At 65.9% G+C, this 21867-nt stretch carries 19 protein-coding genes and 1 tRNA gene; 12 read left to right on the top strand and 8 right to left on the bottom strand.

Features of this window, described 5'->3' with window-relative positions; translation table 11 throughout:
- Positions 1–29: 29 nt before the first annotated feature.
- Entirely contained in the window at positions 30–1436 is a 1407-nt protein-coding gene (locus TVB01_RS01505) for a hypothetical protein (protein WP_422453562.1), read from the bottom strand.
- Between the two features lie 322 nt (positions 1437–1758).
- Between TVB01_RS01505 and acs the strand changes: the two genes are divergently transcribed.
- Entirely contained in the window at positions 1759–3747 is a 1989-nt protein-coding gene (gene acs, locus TVB01_RS01500) for an acetate--CoA ligase (RefSeq protein ID WP_422453561.1), read from the top strand.
- A gap of 89 nt (positions 3748–3836) precedes the next feature.
- On the opposite strand, the gene TVB01_RS01495 is transcribed toward acs, so the two are convergent.
- Positions 3837–4259, bottom strand: a complete 423-nt coding sequence (locus tag TVB01_RS01495; RefSeq protein WP_422453560.1) for an organic hydroperoxide resistance protein — start codon at positions 4257–4259, stop codon at positions 3837–3839.
- 111 nt (positions 4260–4370) lie between these two features.
- On the opposite strand from TVB01_RS01495, the gene TVB01_RS01490 reads away from it, so the two are divergent.
- From TVB01_RS01490 to aroQ, 3 genes are all read left to right on the top strand, one after another.
- The gene (locus TVB01_RS01490; RefSeq protein ID WP_422453559.1) at positions 4371–4955 is read left to right on the top strand and encodes a TetR/AcrR family transcriptional regulator; all 585 of its coding nucleotides are present in this window, start codon (positions 4371–4373) and stop codon (positions 4953–4955) included.
- Positions 4956–5024: 69 nt separating this feature from the next.
- Positions 5025–6353 (top strand): MFS transporter, encoded by a 1329-nt coding sequence (locus tag TVB01_RS01485; RefSeq protein WP_422453557.1) that lies wholly within the window; start codon positions 5025–5027, stop codon positions 6351–6353.
- Between the two features lie 8 nt (positions 6354–6361).
- On the top strand, positions 6362–6826 hold the full coding sequence (gene aroQ, locus TVB01_RS01480; RefSeq protein WP_422453556.1) for a type II 3-dehydroquinate dehydratase: 465 nt from the start codon (positions 6362–6364) through the stop codon (positions 6824–6826).
- A gap of 6 nt (positions 6827–6832) precedes the next feature.
- Here aroQ and TVB01_RS01475 read toward each other — a convergent pair whose 3' ends face one another.
- Positions 6833–8014 carry a MarP family serine protease gene (locus TVB01_RS01475; RefSeq protein ID WP_422453554.1) on the bottom strand — a complete coding sequence of 394 codons (1182 nt, stop codon included), beginning with the start codon at positions 8012–8014 and terminating at the stop codon, positions 6833–6835.
- A 217-nt stretch (positions 8015–8231) separates the two neighbouring features.
- On the opposite strand from TVB01_RS01475, the gene TVB01_RS01470 reads away from it, so the two are divergent.
- Positions 8232–8909, top strand: a complete 678-nt coding sequence (locus TVB01_RS01470; protein WP_227894064.1) for a Crp/Fnr family transcriptional regulator — start codon at positions 8232–8234, stop codon at positions 8907–8909.
- Between the two features lie 66 nt (positions 8910–8975).
- Here TVB01_RS01470 and TVB01_RS01465 read toward each other — a convergent pair whose 3' ends face one another.
- The 3 genes from TVB01_RS01465 to TVB01_RS01455 are packed head-to-tail and all read right to left on the bottom strand — an operon-like array spanning position 8976 to position 10520.
- Positions 8976–9890 (bottom strand): NUDIX hydrolase, encoded by a 915-nt coding sequence (locus TVB01_RS01465; RefSeq protein WP_422453552.1) that lies wholly within the window; start codon positions 9888–9890, stop codon positions 8976–8978.
- The gene (locus tag TVB01_RS01460) at positions 9883–10365 is read right to left on the bottom strand and encodes a RidA family protein (protein ID WP_422453550.1); all 483 of its coding nucleotides are present in this window, start codon (positions 10363–10365) and stop codon (positions 9883–9885) included. Before TVB01_RS01460 ends, TVB01_RS01465 begins: the two co-directional genes overlap by 8 nt.
- Positions 10365–10520 carry a DUF4177 domain-containing protein gene (locus tag TVB01_RS01455; RefSeq protein ID WP_141653630.1) on the bottom strand — a complete coding sequence of 52 codons (156 nt, stop codon included), beginning with the start codon at positions 10518–10520 and terminating at the stop codon, positions 10365–10367. Before TVB01_RS01455 ends, TVB01_RS01460 begins: the two co-directional genes overlap by 1 nt.
- 37 nt (positions 10521–10557) lie before the next feature.
- Here TVB01_RS01455 and TVB01_RS01450 point away from each other — a divergent pair, with 37 nt between their 5' ends.
- The 6 genes from TVB01_RS01450 (at position 10558) to TVB01_RS01425 (ending at position 18513) form a co-directional block, all read left to right on the top strand.
- Positions 10558–12771: a transglycosylase domain-containing protein gene (locus TVB01_RS01450; protein WP_422453549.1), complete on the top strand. Its 2214-nt coding sequence runs from the start codon at positions 10558–10560 to the stop codon at positions 12769–12771.
- Positions 12768–13724 (top strand): metallophosphoesterase, encoded by a 957-nt coding sequence (locus TVB01_RS01445; RefSeq protein WP_422453606.1) that lies wholly within the window; start codon positions 12768–12770, stop codon positions 13722–13724. Before TVB01_RS01450 ends, TVB01_RS01445 begins: the two co-directional genes overlap by 4 nt.
- A 147-nt stretch (positions 13725–13871) precedes the next feature.
- Entirely contained in the window at positions 13872–15692 is a 1821-nt protein-coding gene (locus TVB01_RS01440) for an ABC transporter ATP-binding protein (RefSeq protein ID WP_422453547.1), read from the top strand.
- 11 nt (positions 15693–15703) lie between these two features.
- Complete coding sequence (locus TVB01_RS01435; protein ID WP_422453604.1) at positions 15704–17545, top strand: ABC transporter ATP-binding protein; 1842 nt, start codon at positions 15704–15706, stop codon at positions 17543–17545.
- A gap of 103 nt (positions 17546–17648) precedes the next feature.
- A tRNA-Pro gene (locus tag TVB01_RS01430) sits at positions 17649–17725 on the top strand.
- A gap of 146 nt (positions 17726–17871) precedes the next feature.
- Positions 17872–18513, top strand: coding sequence for a dihydrofolate reductase family protein (locus TVB01_RS01425; RefSeq protein WP_422453545.1), 642 nt, complete (start codon positions 17872–17874; stop codon positions 18511–18513).
- A 22-nt stretch (positions 18514–18535) separates the two neighbouring features.
- Here the strand turns inward: TVB01_RS01425 and TVB01_RS01420 are convergent, their stop codons facing one another.
- Positions 18536–19429 carry a phosphoribosylaminoimidazolesuccinocarboxamide synthase gene (locus TVB01_RS01420; RefSeq protein WP_422453544.1) on the bottom strand — a complete coding sequence of 298 codons (894 nt, stop codon included), beginning with the start codon at positions 19427–19429 and terminating at the stop codon, positions 18536–18538.
- The gene (purD, locus tag TVB01_RS01415; RefSeq protein WP_422453542.1) at positions 19426–20736 is read right to left on the bottom strand and encodes a phosphoribosylamine--glycine ligase; all 1311 of its coding nucleotides are present in this window, start codon (positions 20734–20736) and stop codon (positions 19426–19428) included. Before purD ends, TVB01_RS01420 begins: the two co-directional genes overlap by 4 nt.
- A gap of 125 nt (positions 20737–20861) precedes the next feature.
- On the opposite strand from purD, the gene TVB01_RS01410 reads away from it, so the two are divergent.
- On the top strand, positions 20862–21866 hold the full coding sequence (locus TVB01_RS01410) for an asparaginase (RefSeq protein WP_422453541.1): 1005 nt from the start codon (positions 20862–20864) through the stop codon (positions 21864–21866).
- Position 21867 lies beyond the last annotated feature (1 nt).

The raw sequence follows: 21867 nt of genomic DNA, 5'->3' as shown, positions 1-21867 counted from the left end.
CAGGGGCAGCGGGGCTCTTTGCCCGGGTCTTAGTGTCCGGAGTTTTCGTCGCTGACGCGTTCGATGTTGCTCAGGTCGCGCAGGACGCCAATGCGGCCGGTGCGCTTGTCCTGGACGAGGAATTCGTGGCCACGGTCTTCCAGACCCAGTTCCCAGTCGCCCGGGTAGAACATGAACAGCGGCATTCCGGTGCGCTCGTCAACAATCTGGCGGGGCGTACCCACGGCAAACCAGAATGCCTCGACAACGTTCTCGTTTTCCTCGCGTGTGGCGGAAATCGATTCCTGGGACTGAGTTGCAGGAAAGCCCGACGACGGCGAACCGGCGGACACTGCCGGGTTCACCGTGGTGGCGGGCAGGGAATCCTGCCCGGCCGGAGCCGGCGTCTCCGCAGGCTTCGCGGCGGAATCCTGGGTGGCAGGGGCCTGGGCCTTTTCGGGCCGGTCCGCACTGGAACCCGAAGGAGCAGTTTCGCCGGACACGGCACCCGTTCGGGGCGTGCCCGCACCCGCGGCTCCTGCCGCAGCAGCTCCTGCCGCAGCAGCGGCAGCGGAACCGGCACCCCCGGCAACGCCAGCACCGGCAGCGGAACCGGCACCCCCGGCAACGCCCGCAGCTCCGGCGCCGGAAGCTCGCGCAGCGCCGGGACGGACCTCGCCCTGCCCTGCACGAGCGGGCGCACCGTGATCCCGCTCGACTCCGGGATGTCCTGCGTTCAGCGTGCCCTGGTGGTCTCCGCCGCGGTCAGTCGAAACACGTCCCGCGTCTGGTCGGGCCCCCGCTGCCTGCCCGGCATCGGCCTCATGGCGGGCGTCCGGATACTGTCCGAAGGCACCGGTCTGCGGCTGGCCGGCGGGGTGGCCCGCGTCCTTGGGAGCAGGGACAGGCTTGGGTGCGCGCACCAGGGGAAGGGCCTCGCGGGCCATCGGGTGGGCGGGGATTTCCTTGCGGCCGGAGAATTCCGCAGCGAAGGGCGGAATGTGCGGCGCAAACGTGGTGGCTGCTGTAAGCGCGATGGCGCCAATGAGGCAGATCAGGGCGCCGACGCTGAAGACGTACACCAGCTGGAGGAAGAAGAAGATGACGGCAAGCACTGCAGTCACCGAGGCGAACTGGTCCAGCGACAGCGAGCCGACGCGCAGGCGTGTGCCCGGAGACAGACGGCGAGCGACAAACAGGCCAGCAACTGCCACCGGCAATATGATGCCGATTCCCACGAAGAACAGGGAGAAGGCGGACCAGAGGTTGAGCCTGCCTCCCGTGGCGAAGGGAAGGACGCTGCCAATCAGCATCAGCAGGACAGCTGAGCCAACCACGATGTCGCGCATTCCGAAGGGGCCGGCTACGGCGTGGGCCCCTCCGTCAACAGAGGGCTGCTTCGGCGCCGGTGCATCAGCGTCCTTGCGGGCCTCATTTTCGATGTGGGGCTGGTTCATTCTCGTCTCCGTTCCGACAGCAACCTTCCGGAAGGCGGGTGCGCCGACCGTGCAGGCACCGCCGCGGCGGCGCCACAAGCGGTTTGCTTTCAGTGACAGCCTAGTTCCCGCCAGTTGGACAGACTACCCGGGCAGCCCCGGGAGCGGCATGCGAGAGCTACCGTTCGTCGCATAAACACCCCGTTTCACGGAGGCGGATGTGAGCGGCGCCACAGGGCCGCGGCTGCAGGGTTAGGGTTGGGGAAATACCGCACAGTACCCCGCCGGCCGGGTGAGAGCCCGGAAAAGGCGGCCGGGTGAGAGCCAACCGAAAGGGTCCGAGATGTCTGAACAGCCACCGGTCAAGCAGCAGGGTGACGCACTGGAGAACCTCTACCATGAGCACCGCAGCTTTCCGCCAAGCGCGGAATTTGCCGCGGCCGCTGTGGCACAGCCTGAACTTTACGAGGACGCCGCAGCCGCCGGACCGGACTTCTGGGCCCGCCAGGCACGGGACCTGCTGACCTGGGATGAGGACTTCTCCCAGACTCTGGACTGGACCGATGCACCCTTCGCCAAGTGGTTCGTGGGCGGGAAGCTCAATGCTTCCTACAACGCGCTGGACCGCCATGTTGAGCAGGGGCGCGGAGACCGCGTCGCCATCTACTTTGAGGGCGAGCCCGGCGATACCCGCACGTACACCTACGCGCAGCTCACCGAAGAGGTGAAGAAGGCCGCCAACGCGTTCGAATCGCTCGGGGTCTCCAAGGGCGACCGCGTTGCCGTCTACCTGCCGATGATCCCCGAAGCAGTCATCACCATGCTGGCCTGCGCCCGGATTGGCGCCGTCCACTCCGTGGTCTTCGGCGGTTTCTCCGCAGATGCCCTGCGCAGCCGCATCGACGACGCCGAAGCGAAGCTCGTCGTCACCGCCGACGGTTCCTACCGGCGCGGCAAGCCCACCCAGCTGAAGCCGGCCGTGGACGAATCCCTGGTGAAGGACGGCCACAGTGTCCAGCACGTCCTGGTGGTCAAGCGCAACGGCGAGCCCGTGGACTGGTCCGAGGGCCGCGACGTGTGGTGGGACGACGCCGTCGCCACTGCCAGCGCCGAGCACACCCCGGTACCGCATGATTCCGAGCACCCGCTGTTCATCCTTTACACCTCCGGCACCACGGGGAAGCCGAAGGGCATCCTGCACACCACGGGCGGCTACCTGACCCAGACCGCGTTCACCCACCTCGCCACCTTCGACCTCAAGCCGGAGACCGACGTCTACTGGTGCACCGCCGACGTCGGCTGGGTGACCGGCCACAGCTACGTCACCTACGCTCCGCTGGTCAACGGCGCCACGCAGCTGATGTACGAAGGCACCCCGGACACGCCCCACCAGGGCCGCTGGTGGGAACTGGTGGAGAAGTACAAGGTGTCCATCCTCTACACGGCGCCGACGGCTATCCGCACGTGCATGAAGTGGGGGCGGGACATTCCCGGGAAGTTCAACCTGGACTCCATCCGGGTACTGGGAACCGTGGGCGAGCCCATCAACCCCGAAGCCTGGATGTGGTACCGCACGGTGATCGGCGGCAACGGCGGCAAGAAGGAAATCCCTGCCCCGATCGTGGACACGTGGTGGCAGACCGAAACCGGCGCCCACATGATTGCTCCAATGCCCGGAGTCACGGCCACCAAACCCGGATCCGCCCAGGTGCCGGTGCCCGGCATCTCCGTGGACGTGGTGGATGAGATGGGTCAGCCGGTGCCCAACGGTTCCGGCGGTTTCCTGGTGGTGAAGGAACCCTGGCCCGCCATGCTGCGCGGCATCTGGGGAGATCCGCAGCGCTTCAAGGACACCTACTGGTCCCGGTTCGACAACATGTACTTTGCCGGCGACGGCGCCAAGAAGGACGAGGACGGCGACATTTGGCTGCTCGGCCGGGTCGACGACGTCATGAACGTATCCGGCCACCGGCTCTCCACTACGGAGATCGAGTCTGCACTCGTCAGCCACCCCTCGGTGGCGGAAGCCGCCGTCGTTGGTGCCACTGATGAGACCACGGGTGAAGCGGTCGTCGCCTTCGTGATCCTGCGCGGCAGCGCCAAGGACGACGCCGACATCGTCACCACGCTGCGCAACCACGTGGGCAAGGAGATCGGCCCGATCGCCAAGCCGCGGCACATCCTGGTGGTTCCCGAACTGCCCAAGACCCGGTCCGGCAAGATCATGCGCCGTCTGCTCAAGGACGTGGCCGAGGGCCGGGAGCCGGGCGACTCCAGCACGCTGGCCGACAACACGGTGATGTCCCAGATTGCGGAGTCCCTGCGCAAGTAGGTTTCGCCCTCCGCTCGAACGAGATGACAGAAACTGCCCGTATCGAACCTGATACGGGCAGTTTCTGTTATCTCGTTGAGTTTGAAGAACTAGCCGACGACGGCGTCCACTTCCACGTCAATGTTGCCGCGGGTGGCGTTGGAGTACGGGCACACCTGGTGTGCTTCCTGGGCGAGCTTGTCAGCTGTTGGCTGGTCCACACCGGACATTTCCACGTGGAGGGCCACGGAGAGCTGGAAGCCGCCCTCTTCCCTGGGGTTGATGCTGACCTCTGCGGTGACCGCGCTGTCGCTGATCTCGGCTTTCGCCTGGCGGGCCACCATCTTGAGTGCCGAGTGGAAGCAGGCCGCGTAGCCAACGGCGAAGAGCTGCTCCGGGTTGGTTGCCCCGCCCGCTCCGCCCATTTCCTGTGGAACAGCCAGATCCACCGCCAGCAGGCCGTCGCTTGTCCGGGCTTCGCCGTTCCGGCCGTCACCGGTGGCGGTTCCAACTGCGGTGTAAAGGGCACTCATGGGAACTCCTTGGGGGGTAGGGAACATCTTCGTGAACAGCGCGGCTTTGCCTCGCCATCCAAGTAGACTAACTAGTAAGTCAACTAAACGCCATCCCTCAGGAGCCCCGTCATGGCACCCACCGCAGGTACTCCACCCGTCCGGGACCGCATCCTGGCAGCTGCCGGCGAGCTGTTCTACGCCGAGGGCATCCGGGCGGTCAGCGCCGACAAGATCATCGCTGCAGCGTCGACCACGAAGGTCACTTTCTACCGCCATTTCCCGACCAAGGACGATCTGGTTGCCGCGTACCTGGACGCCCAATCGGACCGGATCCGCGAGGCTGCCTCCCGTCTTCCGGCAGATCCCTGCCAGGCACTGGCTGCCCTTGCGGACGCCATGGGCACGGAAGCATGCCGCCCGGGCTTTCGGGGGTGCCCGTTCATCAACGCTGCCGCCGAATATCCTGCTGCGGACCACCCGGTGCGCGCTGCCGTGGAGCGCCACCGGAGCTGGTTCCATGGCCTCGTAGCTGACCTCACCGCTCGATTGGGAGCCGAGGACCCGCAGCAGGCGGCAGACCAGCTGGTCATGCTCCGGGACGGGGCCATGGTGCACGGTTATGTCTCCGATCCCTCAGGCGTCGGCCCCAGCCTGCTGCAGGCCGGACGCGCGGTCCTGCAGCCGCACCTTCCGGCCGGCGCCGCGCTCCGCTAACCGGCCCTGAACGAGCCACCCCGCGGGCCGGTTGGCAAAACACAGGAACACCTAGCACAATCAGCACTTGTGTCTACTTCCCCCACAGCAGTGAACCCTGCCCACCGCGCCCGCATGGCCCGCAAGGTTGCCGGCGCTTCGTTTGTCGGAACCGCACTGGAGTCCTACGACTTTTACGTCTTTGGTACCGCCGCGGCACTGATCCTGAACCGGGTGTTCTTCCCTGACGTGGACCCGGTGACCGGCACCCTGCTCGCATTCCTGTCCCTCGGCATGGGGTTCGTGGCCCGGCCGCTCGGTGCAATCCTCTTTGGGCACATCGGTGACCGCGTGGGGCGGAAGAAGTCGCTCATCTACACCATCGTGCTGATGGGACTGGCAACCGGCGTGATCGGGCTGCTCCCCGACTACAACGCCATCGGCATCTGGGCGCCGGTGCTGCTGGTGCTGCTGCGCCTGCTGCAGGGCCTGGCAGTCGGCGGGGAATGGGGCGGAGCGGTCCTCATCGCCAGCGAACACGCAGAACCCAAAAAGCGGGCACTGTTCGCCGCGATCCCCCAGATTGGCTCTCCGGTCGGCACCATCATGGTCACGGCCACCTTCCTCCTCCTGGCCCAGGTTTCCCCGGAGGCCATGGAAGCCGGGGTCTGGCGGATCCCGTTCCTGCTGGCCTTCCCGTTCATGGCGGTGGCGCTGTACATGCGCCTGGCGATTGACGAGACTCCGGTCTTCAAGGATGTCGCCGAGCACAAGGACGTGGCACGCGTTCCGCTGCTGGACGTGCTGCGCACCCAGCCCGCCGCCGTCGGCATTGCCATGGCCGCAGCCCTGCTGGGTATTGGTTCCTACTTCCTGATGACCACCTACACGCAGGCGTACGGCATTTCCGAGTTGGGGCTCTCCCAATCAACGGTCCTGAACGCAGCACTGGTCGGCTCGGTGCTGCAGCTCGCCACGATTCCTGCCTTCGGCTACCTCGCCACCAAGATAGGTTCGGCCAAGGTGGTCGCCGCCGGCGCAGCCGCGACACTGCTGATTTCCTTCCCGCTGTACTACCTGATCAGCATCGCCAACCAGCCGGTCTACATCCTGACCATCCTGATCGGCGGAATCGCTCCGACCGCGGCCTGGGCTGCGCTCGGCGGTTTGATGGCGGATCTGTTCCCGGCCCGCACCGGTTTCACCGCCATGTCGGTCGCCTACAGCTTCGCAGGGATCCTTGCCGGCTTCACGCCTGCGGTCACACAGGTCTTCTCGGATGCGACCGGAGCCGCCTGGTGGCACCCGGGCGCGGTGTTGGCGCTGATGTCGCTGGTGACCATTGCCGGTGCGCTGGGTGCTGCCCGGATGATCAAGGCGAGGTCACAGACTGAACCGGCCACGGCCGTTGCGGCATAGTTGATCCCATGACTACACCGACTCGCAATCTGCTGGTCCTGAACGGACCGAACCTGAACCTGCTGGGCACCCGCGAACCGGCGGTGTACGGCACGCACACGCTCGACGACGTCGAGGCCACCGCCATGTCCGCGGCCGAAGCCCACGGCTGGACTGCTGACTGCATCCAGTCCAACCATGAGGGCGACCTGATCGACGCGATCCACGGAGCGCCGGGGCTGGCCGACGCGATCATCATCAACCCGGCTGCATACAGCCACACCTCCGTGGCCCTGCGCGATGCGCTCTCCGGCGTCGGCCTTCCGGTGGTGGAAGTGCACCTGAGCAATATCCACAAGCGCGAAGAGTTCCGCCACCATTCCTTCGTCTCGGCGGTTGCCGAGGTCGTGATCTGCGGAGCCGGAATCCAGGGCTACCGGATGGCAGTGGACTACCTCGCCGCGACGCTGGACCCGCAGGGCGTGCAGTCCTAGCAGCGGCTACTCGCTGATGCACTCCCCCGCCGACACACCGCTGCGGTAGCTTGGGGCGGCGTCGGCGATCGGCCCGAGCTCTGCGAGCGAGAGCGCGTAGCCAATCGGCTGGTCTCCGGTGGTCTTCGCGAAGATCACTCCTGCCACCCGTCCGTCAATGTCCAGCAGGGGTCCCCCGGAGTTGCCCTGCTGCACATTGGCGGCAAGTGTGTAGACCTCCAGGACCTCGGGCGAGGTGCCGTAGATGCTGCGGACCGAAACGTCGCCGAGGTTCTGGACGGTGGCCGGCTGCAGCTGGAAGGGACCGCCTGCGGGGTATCCGGCAAACGCCGCGGTCGTCCCGTTCGGCAGCTGTTCTCCCAGCGCGATCGGTTCGGCGTCCAGGTTCTCGACGGCGATCACGGCGAGGTCCCGCGCCGGGTCAAAGTGCACCACGCGTCCCGGCAAGACTCCTCCGCCCGGCACCTGGACCACGGGCTCCCTGACTCCGGCAACGACGTGCGCGTTGGTGATGACCCGGTCATCAGCGACTACAAAGCCGGAACCGGTCTGGTTCTGGCCGCACTGGAAAGCTGTTCCGGTGATCTTCAGGACGGAGGCGGACGACGCCGTCAGGGCCTCTGAGCTGATCCCTTCGGTGGGCGCTTCAACAGCTTCCGGCGCCGTGCTGTCCAGTATCCGCGGCAGCCCCTCATCAATCGTGAAGGAGCGGATCTGGGCGGCCCAGGTCTTCACCGGATCCGGGGTCGCCGAGTCGATCGCCGCCAGGACCCGCGAGGCAGCAATCTGCTGCGACAGCAGGGGCATGCCCAGGGTTGCGATGCTGAAGGCCAGCATCGACATCACCACAGCGGCGACGACCACGTTCAGGGCACCGCCGAGAATACGGTCCAGGGCACGCAGCGGGGCGAAGTTGAACCAGCGGCGGACTCCGGCACCCAGGGCAGCCCCGGCGGCGTGGCCCACGAGGACCAGGACGACTGCGGTGGCGATCACGGCAACAAGCCGCCACGTCTCATCGGGGACCCAGCCGGAGACCAGCGGGATCGCGAAGAAGGCAGCTATGGCACCCGCCACGAATCCCACGATGCCGCCGAGACTGACCGCAAGACCGTTGCGCAGGCCTGCCAGGAGGTAGAAAAGCAGCGCCAGCAGCAGGACGATGTCCAGAACGGTGAGTCCGAGCACAAAGAGCTCCAATAAGATGTAAGTACACGTGCGGCCGCCAGATAGCCCTTGGCATCCCGAGTCTAGCGGCCCGCGCCGGCGTTTGAACGGCGGTGTTGCCCGGGCCACAACCGGCGGCCCGTTTTATCATCCGAGCGCGAACAAGGCTATTACGGCTGTCACATGGCTCTCCTGTGCGGCAAGATAATAGAAGCGACAACTATTTACAGGAGATTTCATGGATATCGAGGTATTGCGCCGCGCGCCTTTGTTCGCCTCACTGGGAGACGACGTCTTCGCCGCACTGACTGCCGAGCTCACCGAGGTCGATCTGTCCCGCGGAGCCTCTGTTTTCCGCGAGGGTGATCAGGGCGACCAGCTGTATTTCATCGTGTCCGGAAAGATCAAGCTGGGGCGATCGGCACCCGACGGCCGCGAAAACCTGCTGGCCATTCTTGGCCCGGGTGAACTCTTCGGCGAAATGGCCCTTTTTGATCCCAGCCCCCGCACTGCAACGGCGACGGCTGTATCCGAGACCCGTCTCGCCGGCCTGCGCCATGACAACCTGCGGGCACTGATCGAAACCCGTCCCGAGGTCTCGGTACAGCTGCTGCAGGCCTTGGCCCGCCGCCTGCGCCGGACCAACGAATCCCTGGCCGACCTGGTCTTCTCCGACGTTCCGGGCCGCGTTGCCAAGGCGCTGCTGGACCTTGCCGACCGCTTCGGCCGTCCGGCAACAGACGGCATTCTCGTGGCCCACGAGCTGACCCAGGAAGAGCTGGCCCAGCTTGTCGGTGCCTCACGTGAAACCGTGAACAAGGCACTCGCGGAATTCGTCCAGCGCGGCTGGCTCCGGCTCGAAGCCCGCGCCGTCGTCATCCTGGACGTGCAGCGGCTGCGCCAGCGGTCCCGCTAGGACCCGCCAGTAAAAAGGCACTGTTTCCGCTGGAAACAGTGCCTTTTTTCGTGCATCGGGTCCGGATCAGCGGCCGCGCTGTCCCGCGCCTTCCGCCGCGTCGTTGCCGGACACGCGCAGCACGTAGACGCCGTCGTCGTCCTTCACGAGCTCAGGCTGGTGCACAGTGTTTGGCCGGCGATGCGCCAGATAAGCGATACACCCCTTGGCCTTGGCCAGTTTCTCGAGCATCAGCTGCACTGACGGGACAGTGAGCTGCTCCAGGGTCAGGCCCACCGTGTCCGGCTGGCCCACTTCGTCGCCCAGCGCCGTCGTCTGCCGGCCTTCAAATTCGCGCGCCGCGATGCACCATTTGCCCCAGATCCCCTTGCCCTCCAGCAGGGAGGCTTCCTGCCCCAGCGGCTGGACGGCCGCAAAGTAATACGTATCAAAGCGGCGCAGTGCGAAGTCGGCCGTTTCCCAGTGGGAGAGCGGACGGAGCAGGTCGGTGCGGAGCCCGAGCCCCCTCCGGGTAAGAAGTGCCGGGAAGGATTTCTCTCCGGATGCTATGCCTTCCCGCGCAGCCATCCATTCGGGGCCCCGGTTGCTTTCCAGCAGGGTGGAGGCATCTGCCCCGGCCAGCAGGATCCCGGTCTCTTCGAAGAGTTCCCGGATCGCTGCCACCACATGGCGCATGGCCTGCTGGTGGTCGTCCATCCCCAGTGCCTTGGCCCACTCCGACGGCGTGGGACCGAACCAGGGCACCTGGTCTCCGTCGGTTTCCTCCAGGCTCCCGCCGGGAAAGGCGATCTTCCCCAGCGGTGAATCGCCCCTGCGGTACCGCAGGAAAACCTCGGCGCCCTCACGGGCATCACGCAGGAGGAGCACTGACGACGCGGCACGCGGCTTGCGGGGGGTGCCCTCGCCTCGCTCAAACCAGCTTTCCGCTGCCGCCTGCTGGGCGGGCGGCAGCGGGAAAAGACGAGTGGGAAAACTAGGCAAATTCCGCGATCACTTCCACTTCCACCGGGGAATCCAGCGGAAGGACGGCGACGCCGACGGCGGAGCGGGCATGGCTGCCTGCCTCGCCGAAGACCTGGCCGAGCAGTTCGGAGGCACCGTTGATGACTCCCGGCTGTCCGGTAAAGGAGGGATCCGAGGCTACGAAGCCGACCACCTTCACGATCCTGGTCACTCGGTCCAGATCACCGATCTGCGCCTTGATCGCGGCCAGCGCATTGACGGCGCAGCGTGCCGCATAAGCCTTGGCGTCCTCGGCGGAGATCCCTGCCCCAACCTTTCCTGCGGCGGGCAGCCTTCCGTCAATGAAGGGAAGCTGCCCCGAGGTGTACACGTGGTTGCCCGTCACGACCGCCGGAACGTAGGCAGCCACTGGTGCAGCTACGCCCGGAAGTTCCAGGCCCAGTTCCGCCAGCCGCTGCTCGACGGCGGATACGGCCTCGGGGCCGGCGCTCACTAGGCCTTCTCCCGTTTCATGTACGCCACGGATCCGGTGCCGTTCGGGGCGGGGGTGATCTGCACCAGCTCCCACCCTTCTTCACCGTGCATGTTCAGCACGGCACCGGGGGTGTGCAAAGGCAGCGGTGTAATGAAGTATTCCCATTTGCTCATGATCCAAAGACTAGCGCGTGCTTGTAGACTGATCGGCATGGCAGCTAGCAAATCTCCTTTTTTTGACACGGCTACCACTCTGGGCAAGATCGTCGCCTTTTTTGGGGTGAGCGCCTTGTGCGGCGTCCTCGCCGCCGGCCTGCTGGTTCCGGCCGCTGCTGCCGCAGGAACCGCTGCATCCGGTTCCATCCAGTTCTTCGACCAGCTCCCTTCGGAACTGCAGCGCGGAGCCCTGGCCCAACCGTCCAGCATCTACGCCAGCGACGGTTCACTGATTGCCACGCTGTATGAGGAGAACCGCCAGCCCGTCACGCTGGACCAGATTTCCCCGAACATGATCGACGCCATGCTCGCGATCGAGGACGACCGCTATTACGAACACGGCGGCGTCGATCTCCAAGGCATCTTCAGTGCCGTGGTCTCCAACGTGACGTCCGACCGGACCCGCGGCGCATCGACCATCACGCAGCAGTATGTGAACAACGTCATCATCGACACCAACCTGCAGGAAGGCGGGGAGGTTGTCTTCAGCGGCCAGAAGACCATTGGGGACAAGCTGCGCGAGGTCAAGCTGGCCATTGCCGTGGAAAAGGAACTCAGCAAGGAAGAAATCCTTGAGGGCTACTTCAACATCGTGCCGTTCAGTGGGAAGACTTTCGGCGTGCAGGCAGCTTCCAAGTACTTCTTCAACGTCGAGGCGAAGGACCTGAGCATCGCCCAGGCCGCCCTGCTTGCCGGCGTCGTCAACGGCCCCACCTACTACAGCCCGGAGCTGAATCCGGAGCGTTCGCTGGCCCGCCGCAACCTGGTGCTGGACGCCATGCTGGACAAGGGCCGCATTACCCAGGAGGAACACGACGCCGCCGTCGCCACTCCCATGGAACTGAACCTGACCCCGGTGCCCAACAACTGTGTGGGCGCGGTGCAGGCACCGTACTTCTGTGACTACGTCGAGCATCTGATCCTCAACGACCCGGCCTACGGAGCCGAGCGGGAGGACCGGGAGAAGCTGCTCTACCGCGGTGGCTTGAGCATCACCACCACGCTTAACCCCACGCTCCAGAACGCGGCCCAGGCTGCCATCAACGAAACCGCGAACCCGGACACCACCGACGCGGAAATCGGTCATTCCATGGTCAGCGTGGAGCCCGGCACAGGCAAGATCCTGGTCATGGCGCAGAACACCCGCTACACCCCGGAACTCGCGCCGGGAAACTCAGTGCAGAACTTCAACGTGGACGTCTACCAGGACGGCGACCCCACCAAGTACCTCAACGGCCTGGGAGGTTTCCAGCCCGGCTCGACGTACAAACCCTTCACCGTCGCTGCCTGGCTGGACTCCGGCAAGACGCTCAACGCGACCCTGAACGGCAACAAGCGCACGTACCCGGCCGGTACCCGCTGGAACGCCAGCTGCTATGGCGGGGCCTACGTCAGCACCGAGCCCTGGACCCCCATCAACTACGGCGACACAAACTACCGCACCACCACCGTGCTTGAGGGCCTGGCCCAGTCCTTCAACACCATCACCCTGGCCGAAGCCCGTGAGCTGGACCTGTGCAAGTTCCAGGAAATGGCCTTCGCGGCCGGCGTGCACAACGGCAAGGGCGCTGACGGGGAACGCGAGATGCTTTCCGTCGACCCGCCGTCGACGTTTGGCGGCGGCGGAGACGCTTCCCCGCTGTCCATGGCCACCGGATTCGCGACCTTCGCTGCCGAAGGCCTGATGTGCGAGCCCCGCGCCCTGGTTTCGGTCAAGACCAGCGACGGAGAAGAGCTTCCGGTTCCCGAGCAGAGCTGCAGCCAGGTCATGCGCAAGGAAGTTGCCCAGGGCGTGAACATGGCGACCCAGCGGGTGATGACAGCAGGTTCCGGCATCAACCTCCAGGTCGGTGTTCCGATTGCAGGCAAGACCGGCACCAACGACTTCCGTTCGCAGACCTGGTTCATGGGTTACAGCACCGGTCTCTCCACTGCCTCCTGGATCGGCAACTGGAAGGCCAACAACACCTCCATGTCGGACAAGCTGATTGGCGGACGGATCTACCCCGAGATTGACGGTTCGCTCATCGCCGGTCCGTCCTGGAAGAACTTCATCCAGCGGGTACCGGGCCAGTACGGCGCCAACCCGTTTGCCAACCCGCCCGCAAACGTCGTTGGTCAGGCCCCCGCGCCGCCTCGGCCCAGCGCTCCCGCCCCGAACCGGGACAACCGCGGCAACAACGGCAACAACCAGAACAACGACGACTGACCTTGGCTGCGACAACACATTCCGTCCTGAAAACCGCGGCCTGGGCAGCCGGCAGCGCAGCCGCCGCCGGTGCAGGTGCCTTCGCGTACGGATCTCTCATCGAGCGCAACCTCTTTAGCATCCGCACCGAGGAGGTCGCTGTCCTGCCTCCGGGCAGCCAGCCGATGCGTGTCCTGCATCTTTCCGACATCCACTACGTCCCCGGGCAGGCACGCAAGACCCGCTGGCTGCAGTCGCTGGCGGACCTTGAGCCGGATCTCGTGGTCAACACCGGGGACAACCTCAGCCATCTGGAAGCGGTACCGCCGCTGCTGGAGGCGCTGAAACCGCTGCTGCGGTTCCCGGGGGTGTTTGTGCCTGGCTCGAATGACTATTACGCGCCGGTGCTGAAGAACCCGTTTACCTATTTCACGTCGCCGTCCAAGCTGCGGAAGAACCCCGCCAAGCTGCCGTTCGGTGAAATGTTCTCCGCGTTTGGCAACGCCGGCTGGGTGGGCCTGGCCAACCGGAACCAGTCCCTGGTCCTGAACGGCATGCGGCTGGACTTCTCCGGCGTCGACGATCCGCACCTCAAGCGGGACCGCTACGCGGGCTTCCCGGCGGGCAGTTCGACGTCGGATTCCGCCCGCCACCTGCGCATCGGCGTCGCCCATGCCCCGTACCAGCGGGTCCTGGATTACTTCACCGACGGCGGAGCGCAGCTCATCCTGGCCGGGCACACGCATGGCGGGCAGGTCTGCATTCCGGGCTACGGCGCCTTGGTCAGCAACTGTGACCTGCCGACCTGGCGGGCCAAGGGACTGACCGACTGGGAGCACCACGGCCGCACGGTCCCGCTGAACGTGTCTGCCGGAATCGGCACCTCCCGGTTCGCTCCGGTGCGTTTCGCCTGCCGCCCGGAAGCAGTCCTGCTCACCCTCACCCCCGCCGAGAGGCCAGTTACGGCTCCTTAGGGCGCTGAAACCAGCCGTAACTGGCCTCTCGGCGGGAAGGGCGGAAAGTGGCCGGCGCCGTCGTCCCGAGGGGATGCCGTGGCCTACGATTGAGCGGTATCCGGTCCGCTGCCCCGGCGCGGACCACTGCGAGCTCGAAGAGGATTAATGCCCCGGCAGACAACGTTGCTCCAATCCCTGGGCCGTCTGTACCCGCATGTCAGGCCGATCCTTCCGCGCTTGTTCCTGGGGTTCCTCTGCGCACTGGGCGCAAGCGTCGTTGCCCTGGCCATCCCCCAGGTGCTGCGGGTACTGGTGAACTCCTACCTGGAACCCGGGGGCTCGGTGCCTGCCCTGTGGTGGGCAACGGGGATCGTGCTGCTGCTCGGATCGCTCGAGGCTGTTTTCGTGGCCCTCCGCCGCCAGTTCGCGATCGCGCCGTCAACGACTGTGGAGACCAGCCTTCGGACATCCTTCTACCGGCACCTGCAGGATCTTTCCGTTGCCTTCCATGACCGCTGGGGCTCCGGGCAGCTGCTCTCGCGGGCCATGAGCGACCTGAACCTGATCCGCCGCTGGATGGCGTTCGGTGCCATGATGCTCATCGTCACTGCCCTGACCGTGCTCATCGGCGTCACCATCATGTTCTTCACCGCCTGGCAGCTGGCCCTCGTGTTCCTTGTCGCGGCCGTTCCGATCATCATTTACGGCTTCCGCTTCCGCCGGTTCTACGGACGGGTCTCGCGGCAGAGCCAGGACCAGGCGGGAGACCTGGCCACCACCGTGGAAGAGTCAGTCCACGGCATCCGGGTGCTGAAGGCGTTCGGCCGCAGCTCCGAAGCGCTCGACGCCTTCGAGGAACAGGCCGAAGGGCTCCGCCAGACCGAGGTCTACAAGGCCAACTCCCTGGCCAAGTTCTCCCTGGTGGTGACGCTGCTTCCAGAGGCGGCGCTGGCTGTCTCCCTGGTCCTGGGGATCCTGCTGGTCGACGGCGGCCAGGTCAGCATCGGAGCTTTGGTCGCGTTCTTTGCCACTGCCGCCGTGATCGCCGGACCGGTGGAGTCCATGGGCCCGCTGCTCTCCATGACCCTGACGGCAAAGACAGCGATTGACCGGCATTTCGAAGTCATGGACGCCAGACGCACCATCACTGATCCTGAACAACCCTGCCGCCCGGCCGAAGTCCACGGGCAGCTTTCGTTCGACGACGTGCACTTCGCCTATCCGGATGCAGCCCCGGAGCGGCCGGATGTGCTCGACGGCGTCAGCCTTGACCTTCGCGCCGGTGAAACCATGGCTTTGGTCGGCATTACCGGCAGCGGAAAGTCCACCCTGCTGCAGCTGGTCCCGCGGCTTTACGACGTCACGGCGGGCAGCATCCGGATCGACGGCGCCGATGTGCGGGATTACCGGCTGGAAGACCTCCGGTCCATTGTGGCCGTTGCCTTCGAGGACACCACGCTGTTCTCCAGCTCGGTGCGGGACAACGTGCTCCTGGGAGCGGATCCTGCCAGCGACGCCGAGGCGGACCTCTTGCTCCGCGAGGCACTGGACGTGGCACAGGCCCAGTTCGTGTACTCGCTCCCCCAGGGTGCTGACACCCTGATCGGCGAGGAAGGACTGAGCCTTTCCGGCGGGCAGCGCCAGCGCGTGGCATTGGCGCGGGCGATCGCTGCCCGGCCGGGCCTCCTGATCATGGATGACCCGCTCTCCGCTTTGGACGTCCGCACCGAAGAACTCGTCGAGCACCGTCTTCGCGAGGTCCTGGCCGACACCACGACCCTGGTGGTGGCACACCGCCCGTCGACGGTCTCGCTGGCCGACCGCGTGGCGCTGATGGAAAACGGCCGCATCTCCGCCGTGGGCACCCACGCCGAGCTGCTGGCCGCCAACGAGCATTACCGGCATGTGATCGCCAGCCTTCCGGCGGAGCCGCAGGACCTGGACAGCCGGCTTGAAACCGAAGACGAAGACGGGGTGGTCCTGTGAGCCGGTTCAGCATCCGCCGGGGAGCTGCTTCCGTCCCGGCGAACAGCAGTGTTCCTTCCGGCACCGCCGGGGAGGACAACGTCAACCTTGACCGGTCCGAAAACCAGGCAGTCCGGCGCCGGTCCCTGGCACTGCTGGGGTCCCTGCTGAAGCCCAACCGGGGCCGGTTTATCCTCACGATCGCCCTGGTGGTCATCTCCCAGGCCGCCCGGGTAGCCGGCCCGGCGATTATTGCCTACGGAATCGACCATGCCCTTCCGGCGCTGCAGGCGGGTGACTCCTTCCCGCTCCTGGCCTCCGGCGGAACGTACCTGCTCGCCGCGGTTCTGGCCGCAGCCCTGACCGCAGGTTATGTCCGTTCAACGGCGCAGCTGAGCCAGGCCATGCTGCTGGACCTGCGCCTGCGCGTTTTCCGGCATACCCAGCGCCTCAGCCTGGAATTCCACGAACGCTATACCTCCGGGCGGATCATTTCGCGCCAGACGTCAGATCTGGAGGCGCTGCGCGAACTTCTCGATTCGGGCATCAGTTCGCTCGCGTCCGGGGCCATGTACATGGCTTTCGTCGCGGTGAGCATCTTCGCCCTGGACTGGCGCACCGGCGTGCTGCTCGGCGTGGCCTTTGTGCCCATGTACCTGCTCACGCGCTGGTACCAGAAGCGTTCCCAGATCGCCTACCGCGCCTCCCGGGTCACCTCCGCCAGGCTGATCGTGCATTTCATTGAGACGATGACCGGCATCCGCGCCGTGAAGGCGTTCCGGCGGGAGAAGGTCAACGCCCGGAAGAACGATGAGCTGGCCGAGGATTACCGGAAGGCCACGCTGCGGTCGATCAACCTCAACGGTGTGTTCCAGCCGGGCCTGATGTTCATTGGGAATTCCACCGTGGCGCTGGTGCTCCTGGTTGGCGGCTACCGGGTGCTCGACGGCGGGTTGGAAGTCGGCGCGCTGCTGGCACTGCTGCTGTACGCCAAGCGCTTCTTCCAGCCCGTGGACCAGATGGCCATGTTCTACAACTCGTTCCAGTCCGCCTCGGCCGCCCTGGAGAAGGTCTCGGGACTGCTGGAGGAAGTTCCCACCGTGCGTCCGCCCAGGAACCCCGTGGAACTCAAGGAAGCCAAGGGAGACATCAGGTTCGACGGCGTGGAGTTCCGGTACGGTGACGGCCCGCTGATCCTGCCGCGGATGGACCTGCACCTTCCCGCCGGACAGACGGTGGCCCTGGTCGGCCAGACCGGTGCCGGCAAATCGACCCTGGCCAAGCTGATAGCCCGCTTCTATGACCCGTCGTCCGGAACAGTGCTGCTCGACGGGGTGGACCTGCGGGACCTCACGCAGCGGGACCTGCGCCGCGCCGTCGTCATGGTGACCCAGGAAGCGTTCCTGTTCAGCGGCACCGTGGCCGAAAACATTGCCCTGGGCAAACCGGGCGCCTCGCAGCAGGACATCGAGAGCGCTGCCCGGGCCGTGGGGGCACACGACTTCATCGCGTCCCTTCCGGAGGGATACAGCACAGACGTGAACAAGCGCGGCGGCCGGGTTTCGGCAGGCCAGCGGCAGCTGATCAGCTTCGCCCGGGCGTTCCTGGCCGATCCGGCGGTGCTCATCCTGGATGAAGCGACGTCCTCGCTGGACATTCCGAGCGAACGGCTGGTCCAGCAGGGTTTGAAGTCCCTGCTGGGCAACCGGACCGCGCTGATCATCGCGCACCGGCTTTCCACCGTCGAGATTGCGGACCGGGTGCTGGTGATGGACTCCGGGGAGGTCGTCGAAGACGGCACGCCTACGGAACTGACCCGCGGCACCGGAAGTTTTGCTGCGCTCAATGCGGCGTGGCAGGACTCCCTCGTCTGAGTGTTCCGCCGGGACGGACCCCAATTTCGCGCTCCCGGCCCCTGTCGAGTACACTTGTAAAGTTGCTTCGCCGGGAGGGAAACCTTCGGCCAGGCAGTGGTTACGGGGTGTGGCGCAGCTTGGTAGCGCGCGTCGTTCGGGACGACGAGGTCGCAGGTTCAAATCCTGTCACCCCGACCAAATCGAAGAAGGGTCCATCATTTTTGATGGGCCCTTTTTGCTGCCCTGCGGCGGCTCAGTCCCCGTCGGAGTGATGGGCCCTTGACGGAGGAAACGCCGCCTGTAAGCTCGAATTCACTTTCTGCCCAGCCGCCCAGGAGGCTCCAATGGCTGTTCGTGTTGATTTGAACATTTCCCTCGACGGATACGCCACCACAACGGACCAGACCCCCGAACATCCGTTCGGCCAGGACTGGGGGCGGCTGGTCGGCCCGTACGTCGCCACCCGGACCTTTCGGGAGCGCGTGCTGCACGAGACCGGGGGCGAAGGGACCACCGGCGTGGACGACAAGTACGCCGAGGCCTACTTTGACCAGATCGGCGCGGAAATCATGGGGGCCGGGATGTTCGGCCTGCACAACTTTCCCGACGATCCGGATTGGCAGGGCTGGTGGGGAGACGAGCCGCCGTTCCGGGTCCCCGTCTATGTCCTGACGCATACGCCGCGCCCGCCGCTGGAAATGGCCAACGGGACCCGCTTCGAGTTCATCACCGCTTCCCCGGAGGAGGCCTTGGAAAAGGCATTGGACGCTGCCGGCGACGGGGACATTCGGGTAGGCGGAGGTCCCACGGTGGTCAAGTCGTTCCTGGAAGCTGGCCTCGTTGATCAGTTGCACGTTGGCATCACGCCGATCCTGCTGGGCCGCGGCATCAACCTGTGGGACGGTCTCCGCGGCCTGGAAGACGCCTACGACGTGATGGCGGAAACAGCGGAAAGCGGAGTCGTGCACCTGACCTTCCGGGGCTGAGGCTCCGGAAGGTCAGGTGCACTTAGGCGAACGCCTTTCCGGTCAGACGCTCGTAGGCCTCCACGTAGCGGGCGCGGGTGCGCTCGACGACGTCGGCCGGCAGGGCGGGCGGAGGCGTATCGGAGGCCTTGTCCCAGCCCGACTCGGCGGAGGTCAGCCAGTCCCGGACGTACTGCTTGTCGAAGGACGGCTGGGGCTTCCCGGGCTCGTACAGGGAGGCATCCCAGAAGCGCGAGGAGTCCGGGGTCAGCACCTCATCGCCCAGGGTCACCAGACCCGTGGACGGATCCAGGCCGAACTCGACCTTGGTATCGGCCAGGATGATTCCGCGTTCCCGGGCGATGGCCTCGGCAGCCGTGTAAATCGAAAGGGTCAGGTCCCGGATTTTCGCTGCGGTTTCCGCGCCGACAGCCGTAACGACGGCGTCGTAATTGATGTTCTCGTCATGCTCGCCCACTTCAGCCTTCGCGGACGGGGTGAAGATGGCGGGCTCCAGCCGCGACCCGTCTACCAGACCCTGCGGCAGCGGCACGTCGCATACCGTCTGCGACGTACGGTACTCAGCCAGGCCCGATCCGGTGAGGTACCCGCGGGCAATGGCCTCAACCGGGTACATTGCCAGCTTTTTGCAGATCATTGCCCGGCCGGCCACCTCGGCCGGCACACCTTCATCGGCGGAAATCACATGGTTGGGGATGTCACCCAGCTGGTCGAACCACCACAGGCTGAGCTGCGTCAGGATGCGCCCCTTGTCCGGAATCGTGCTGGCCAGGACATGGTCGTAGGCACTGATCCGGTCGCTGGCTACCACCAGCACGCGGTCTTCGGCGGCATCCGGACCCTCGGGAACGTAGAGGTCGCGGACCTTGCCCGAATAGATGTGCTTCCAGCCCTGCAGCTGCGGAGCGGCGCTCACAGGAGGCCCTTTTCGTTGTCGACGCCGGCGCTTCCGGCAGGAACCACGATTTCGCTGCGGGACGCCTTCAGTGCAATGTCAGTGCGGTGCTGCGAGCCTTCCAAGCCGATCTCGGACACACCGGCGTAGGCGAGGTTCCGGGCCTGCGTCAGATCCTCCCCCAGCGCGACGACTGCCAGGACGCGTCCCCCGGCACTGACAATCTCGTTCGCCTCAAGCGACGTGCCGGCGTGCAATACGTGCACGCCGTCGATCGCTTCCGCTTCCACGAGACCGAGGATCGGGTCGCCGGTGCGCGGCGCATCGGGATAGTTTTCCGAGGCGACGACGACGGCGACTGCTGTGCGGGGATCCCACTTCAGCTGTTCCATGGCGTCCAGTTCGCCCTTGGCTGCTGCCAGAAGCAGGCCGCCGAGCGGGGTCTTCAGCCGGGCCAGCACGGCCTGCGTTTCCGGATCCCCGAAGCGTGCGTTGAACTCGATCACCCGCATGCCGCGGGAGGTGAGCGCCAGTCCGCAATACAGGACGCCCACAAATGGCGTGCCCCGGGCTGCCATTTCGTCCACCGTGGGCTGGGCAACGCGGGCAATGACGTCGTCCACAAGGTTGGCCGGGGCCCACTCCAGCGGAGAGTAGGCTCCCATGCCGCCGGTGTTGGGTCCCTCGTCGTTGTCGAAGATCCGCTTGAAGTCCTGGGCGGGTGCCAGCGGAACCACGTGCCGGCCGTCGGAAAGGACAAAAAGGGAAACTTCCGGGCCGTCGAGGTATTCCTCGATCACCACCGTGCCTCCCGCGTCGAAGCAGGCAGCAGCGTGGGCCAGGGCGTCGCCGCGGTCGGAGGTCACCACCACTCCCTTGCCTGCAGCCAGCCCGTCGTCCTTCACGACGTACGGGGCGCCGAAGGTGTCCAGGGCGTCGGCTGCTTCGTCGGCGTTCGCCGCGACGCGCGCCATCGCCGTGGGAACGTTCGCAGCCGCCATCACCTGCTTTGCGAAAGCCTTTGAGGCCTCAAGCTGTGCCGCCTCTTTGGAAGGACCAAACACAGGGATCCCTGCCTCACGCACCGCGTCCGAGACCCCCGCGGCAAGCGGTGCCTCAGGCCCCACGACGACGAGGTCGGTTCCGAGCCGCACAGCCAGTTCCGTGACTGCGGCGGGGTCGCTGGCGTTGAGGGAATGGACCGGAACAATCTGGGCGATTCCGGCGTTTCCGGGGGCCGCGTGGACCTCGGAAACATAGGGATCAGCCAGCAGGGAACGGACAATGGCATGTTCGCGGCCGCCGGGGCCAACAACGAGAACCTTCACAAGAATTCAGCCTACTTGCCCGGACGCGCCGTCTGAAAGCCGCTACGCGTGCATGACGGCACTCATCCGCCCGCCTCGGTTCCCAGCGTCCCCGCTGCATCAGGGAGTGTCCGTAGACTGGCCTTATGCCTGCCACTTTCACTGCTGCCGACGCCGTCGAACTCGCTGTCCTGGAGCGCAACGGCTTCATCGAATCACGCCATGCGGGGTCCGCCGTCGTCCTGGCCTCGGACGGATCCGTGGTGACTGCGCTCGGAGATATCACCACCCCCGTGTTTCCCCGTTCTTCGCTCAAGCCATTCCAGGCCGTGGCCGCCATGCAGGCGGGTGTTCCGCTGCGCGGCGCGCAGGTGGCCCTCGCCGCTGCCAGCCACATAGGCGCGAAGGAACACACCGACGTCGTGCGGGGCATGCTCGAGGCAGCCGGCGTCACCGAAGACAACCTGCAGTGCCCCGCTGACTGGCCGCAGGACGAACAGGCCCGCACCGAACTGATCCGCTCCGGCAAGGGAAAGCAGCGGATCGCGTTCAACTGCTCCGGCAAGCATGCAGCGTTCCTGTGGGCCTGCACCGAAAACGGCTGGGACACCTCCACCTACCTGGACCCGGCGCATCCGCTGCAGCAGGGCATTGCCCGGGTTATCGAAGACTTCTGTGAAGAGAAGCCAGCCCACTGGGCGGTCGACGGCTGCGGCGCTCCGCTGGCAGCCCTGTCCCTGGCCGGGCTCGCCCGCGGAATCGGCAAGCTCGCCAAGGCGCCCTCGGACAAGCACGGAGACGCCCGGGCGGCGACTGTCGCCACCGCCATGCTGGATTATCCGTGGGCCGTCCACGGCGTGGGCCGGGAGAACTCCGTCGTCATGGAGGACCTGGGAATCGTAGCGAAGTCCGGCGCCGAGGGAGTCCTCGTGCTGGGAACGGACACCGGCGTCTCTGTCGCGCTGAAAATGCTCGACGGGAACGGGCGCGCTGCCACCCTCGTGGGTCTGACCCTGCTAGCCGCCAGCGGTGCCATCGACCCGGAGGGTGTCTTCAAGGTCCTGGCCAAAGTCGTGCCCCCGGTACTCGGCGGCGGCGAGCCCGTGGGCAGCCTGCGCCTGGCCGCTCCCGTGACGGCGCTGCTGGACTAGG

Origin of the sequence: Arthrobacter sp. 7Tela_A1 (assembly GCF_049311065.1) — a bacterium.
In the GTDB taxonomy this organism is placed as follows: domain Bacteria; phylum Actinomycetota; class Actinomycetes; order Actinomycetales; family Micrococcaceae; genus Arthrobacter_B.
Note: the sequence above shows the minus strand (reverse complement) of the source record. Positions and strands in the feature narration are given on the sequence as shown.

What these genes read in the sequence shown, in the direction of transcription:
- aroQ (WP_422453556.1), top strand. Translation starts at nt 6,362, where the DNA reads ATGACTACACCGACTCGCAATCTGCTGGTCCTGAACGGACCGAACCTG.
- acs (WP_422453561.1), top strand. Translation starts at nt 1,759, where the DNA reads ATGTCTGAACAGCCACCGGTCAAGCAGCAGGGTGACGCACTGGAGAAC.
- TVB01_RS01450 (WP_422453549.1), top strand. Translation starts at nt 10,558, where the DNA reads ATGGCAGCTAGCAAATCTCCTTTTTTTGACACGGCTACCACTCTGGGC.
- TVB01_RS01470 (WP_227894064.1), top strand. Translation starts at nt 8,232, where the DNA reads ATGGATATCGAGGTATTGCGCCGCGCGCCTTTGTTCGCCTCACTGGGA.
- TVB01_RS01505 (WP_422453562.1), bottom strand. Translation starts at nt 1,436, where the DNA reads ATGAACCAGCCCCACATCGAAAATGAGGCCCGCAAGGACGCTGATGCA.
- TVB01_RS01495 (WP_422453560.1), bottom strand. Translation starts at nt 4,259, where the DNA reads ATGAGTGCCCTTTACACCGCAGTTGGAACCGCCACCGGTGACGGCCGG.
- TVB01_RS01455 (WP_141653630.1), bottom strand. Translation starts at nt 10,520, where the DNA reads ATGAGCAAATGGGAATACTTCATTACACCGCTGCCTTTGCACACCCCC.
- TVB01_RS01490 (WP_422453559.1), top strand. Translation starts at nt 4,371, where the DNA reads ATGGCACCCACCGCAGGTACTCCACCCGTCCGGGACCGCATCCTGGCA.
- TVB01_RS01440 (WP_422453547.1), top strand. Translation starts at nt 13,872, where the DNA reads ATGCCCCGGCAGACAACGTTGCTCCAATCCCTGGGCCGTCTGTACCCG.
- TVB01_RS01425 (WP_422453545.1), top strand. Translation starts at nt 17,872, where the DNA reads ATGGCTGTTCGTGTTGATTTGAACATTTCCCTCGACGGATACGCCACC.
- TVB01_RS01410 (WP_422453541.1), top strand. Translation starts at nt 20,862, where the DNA reads ATGCCTGCCACTTTCACTGCTGCCGACGCCGTCGAACTCGCTGTCCTG.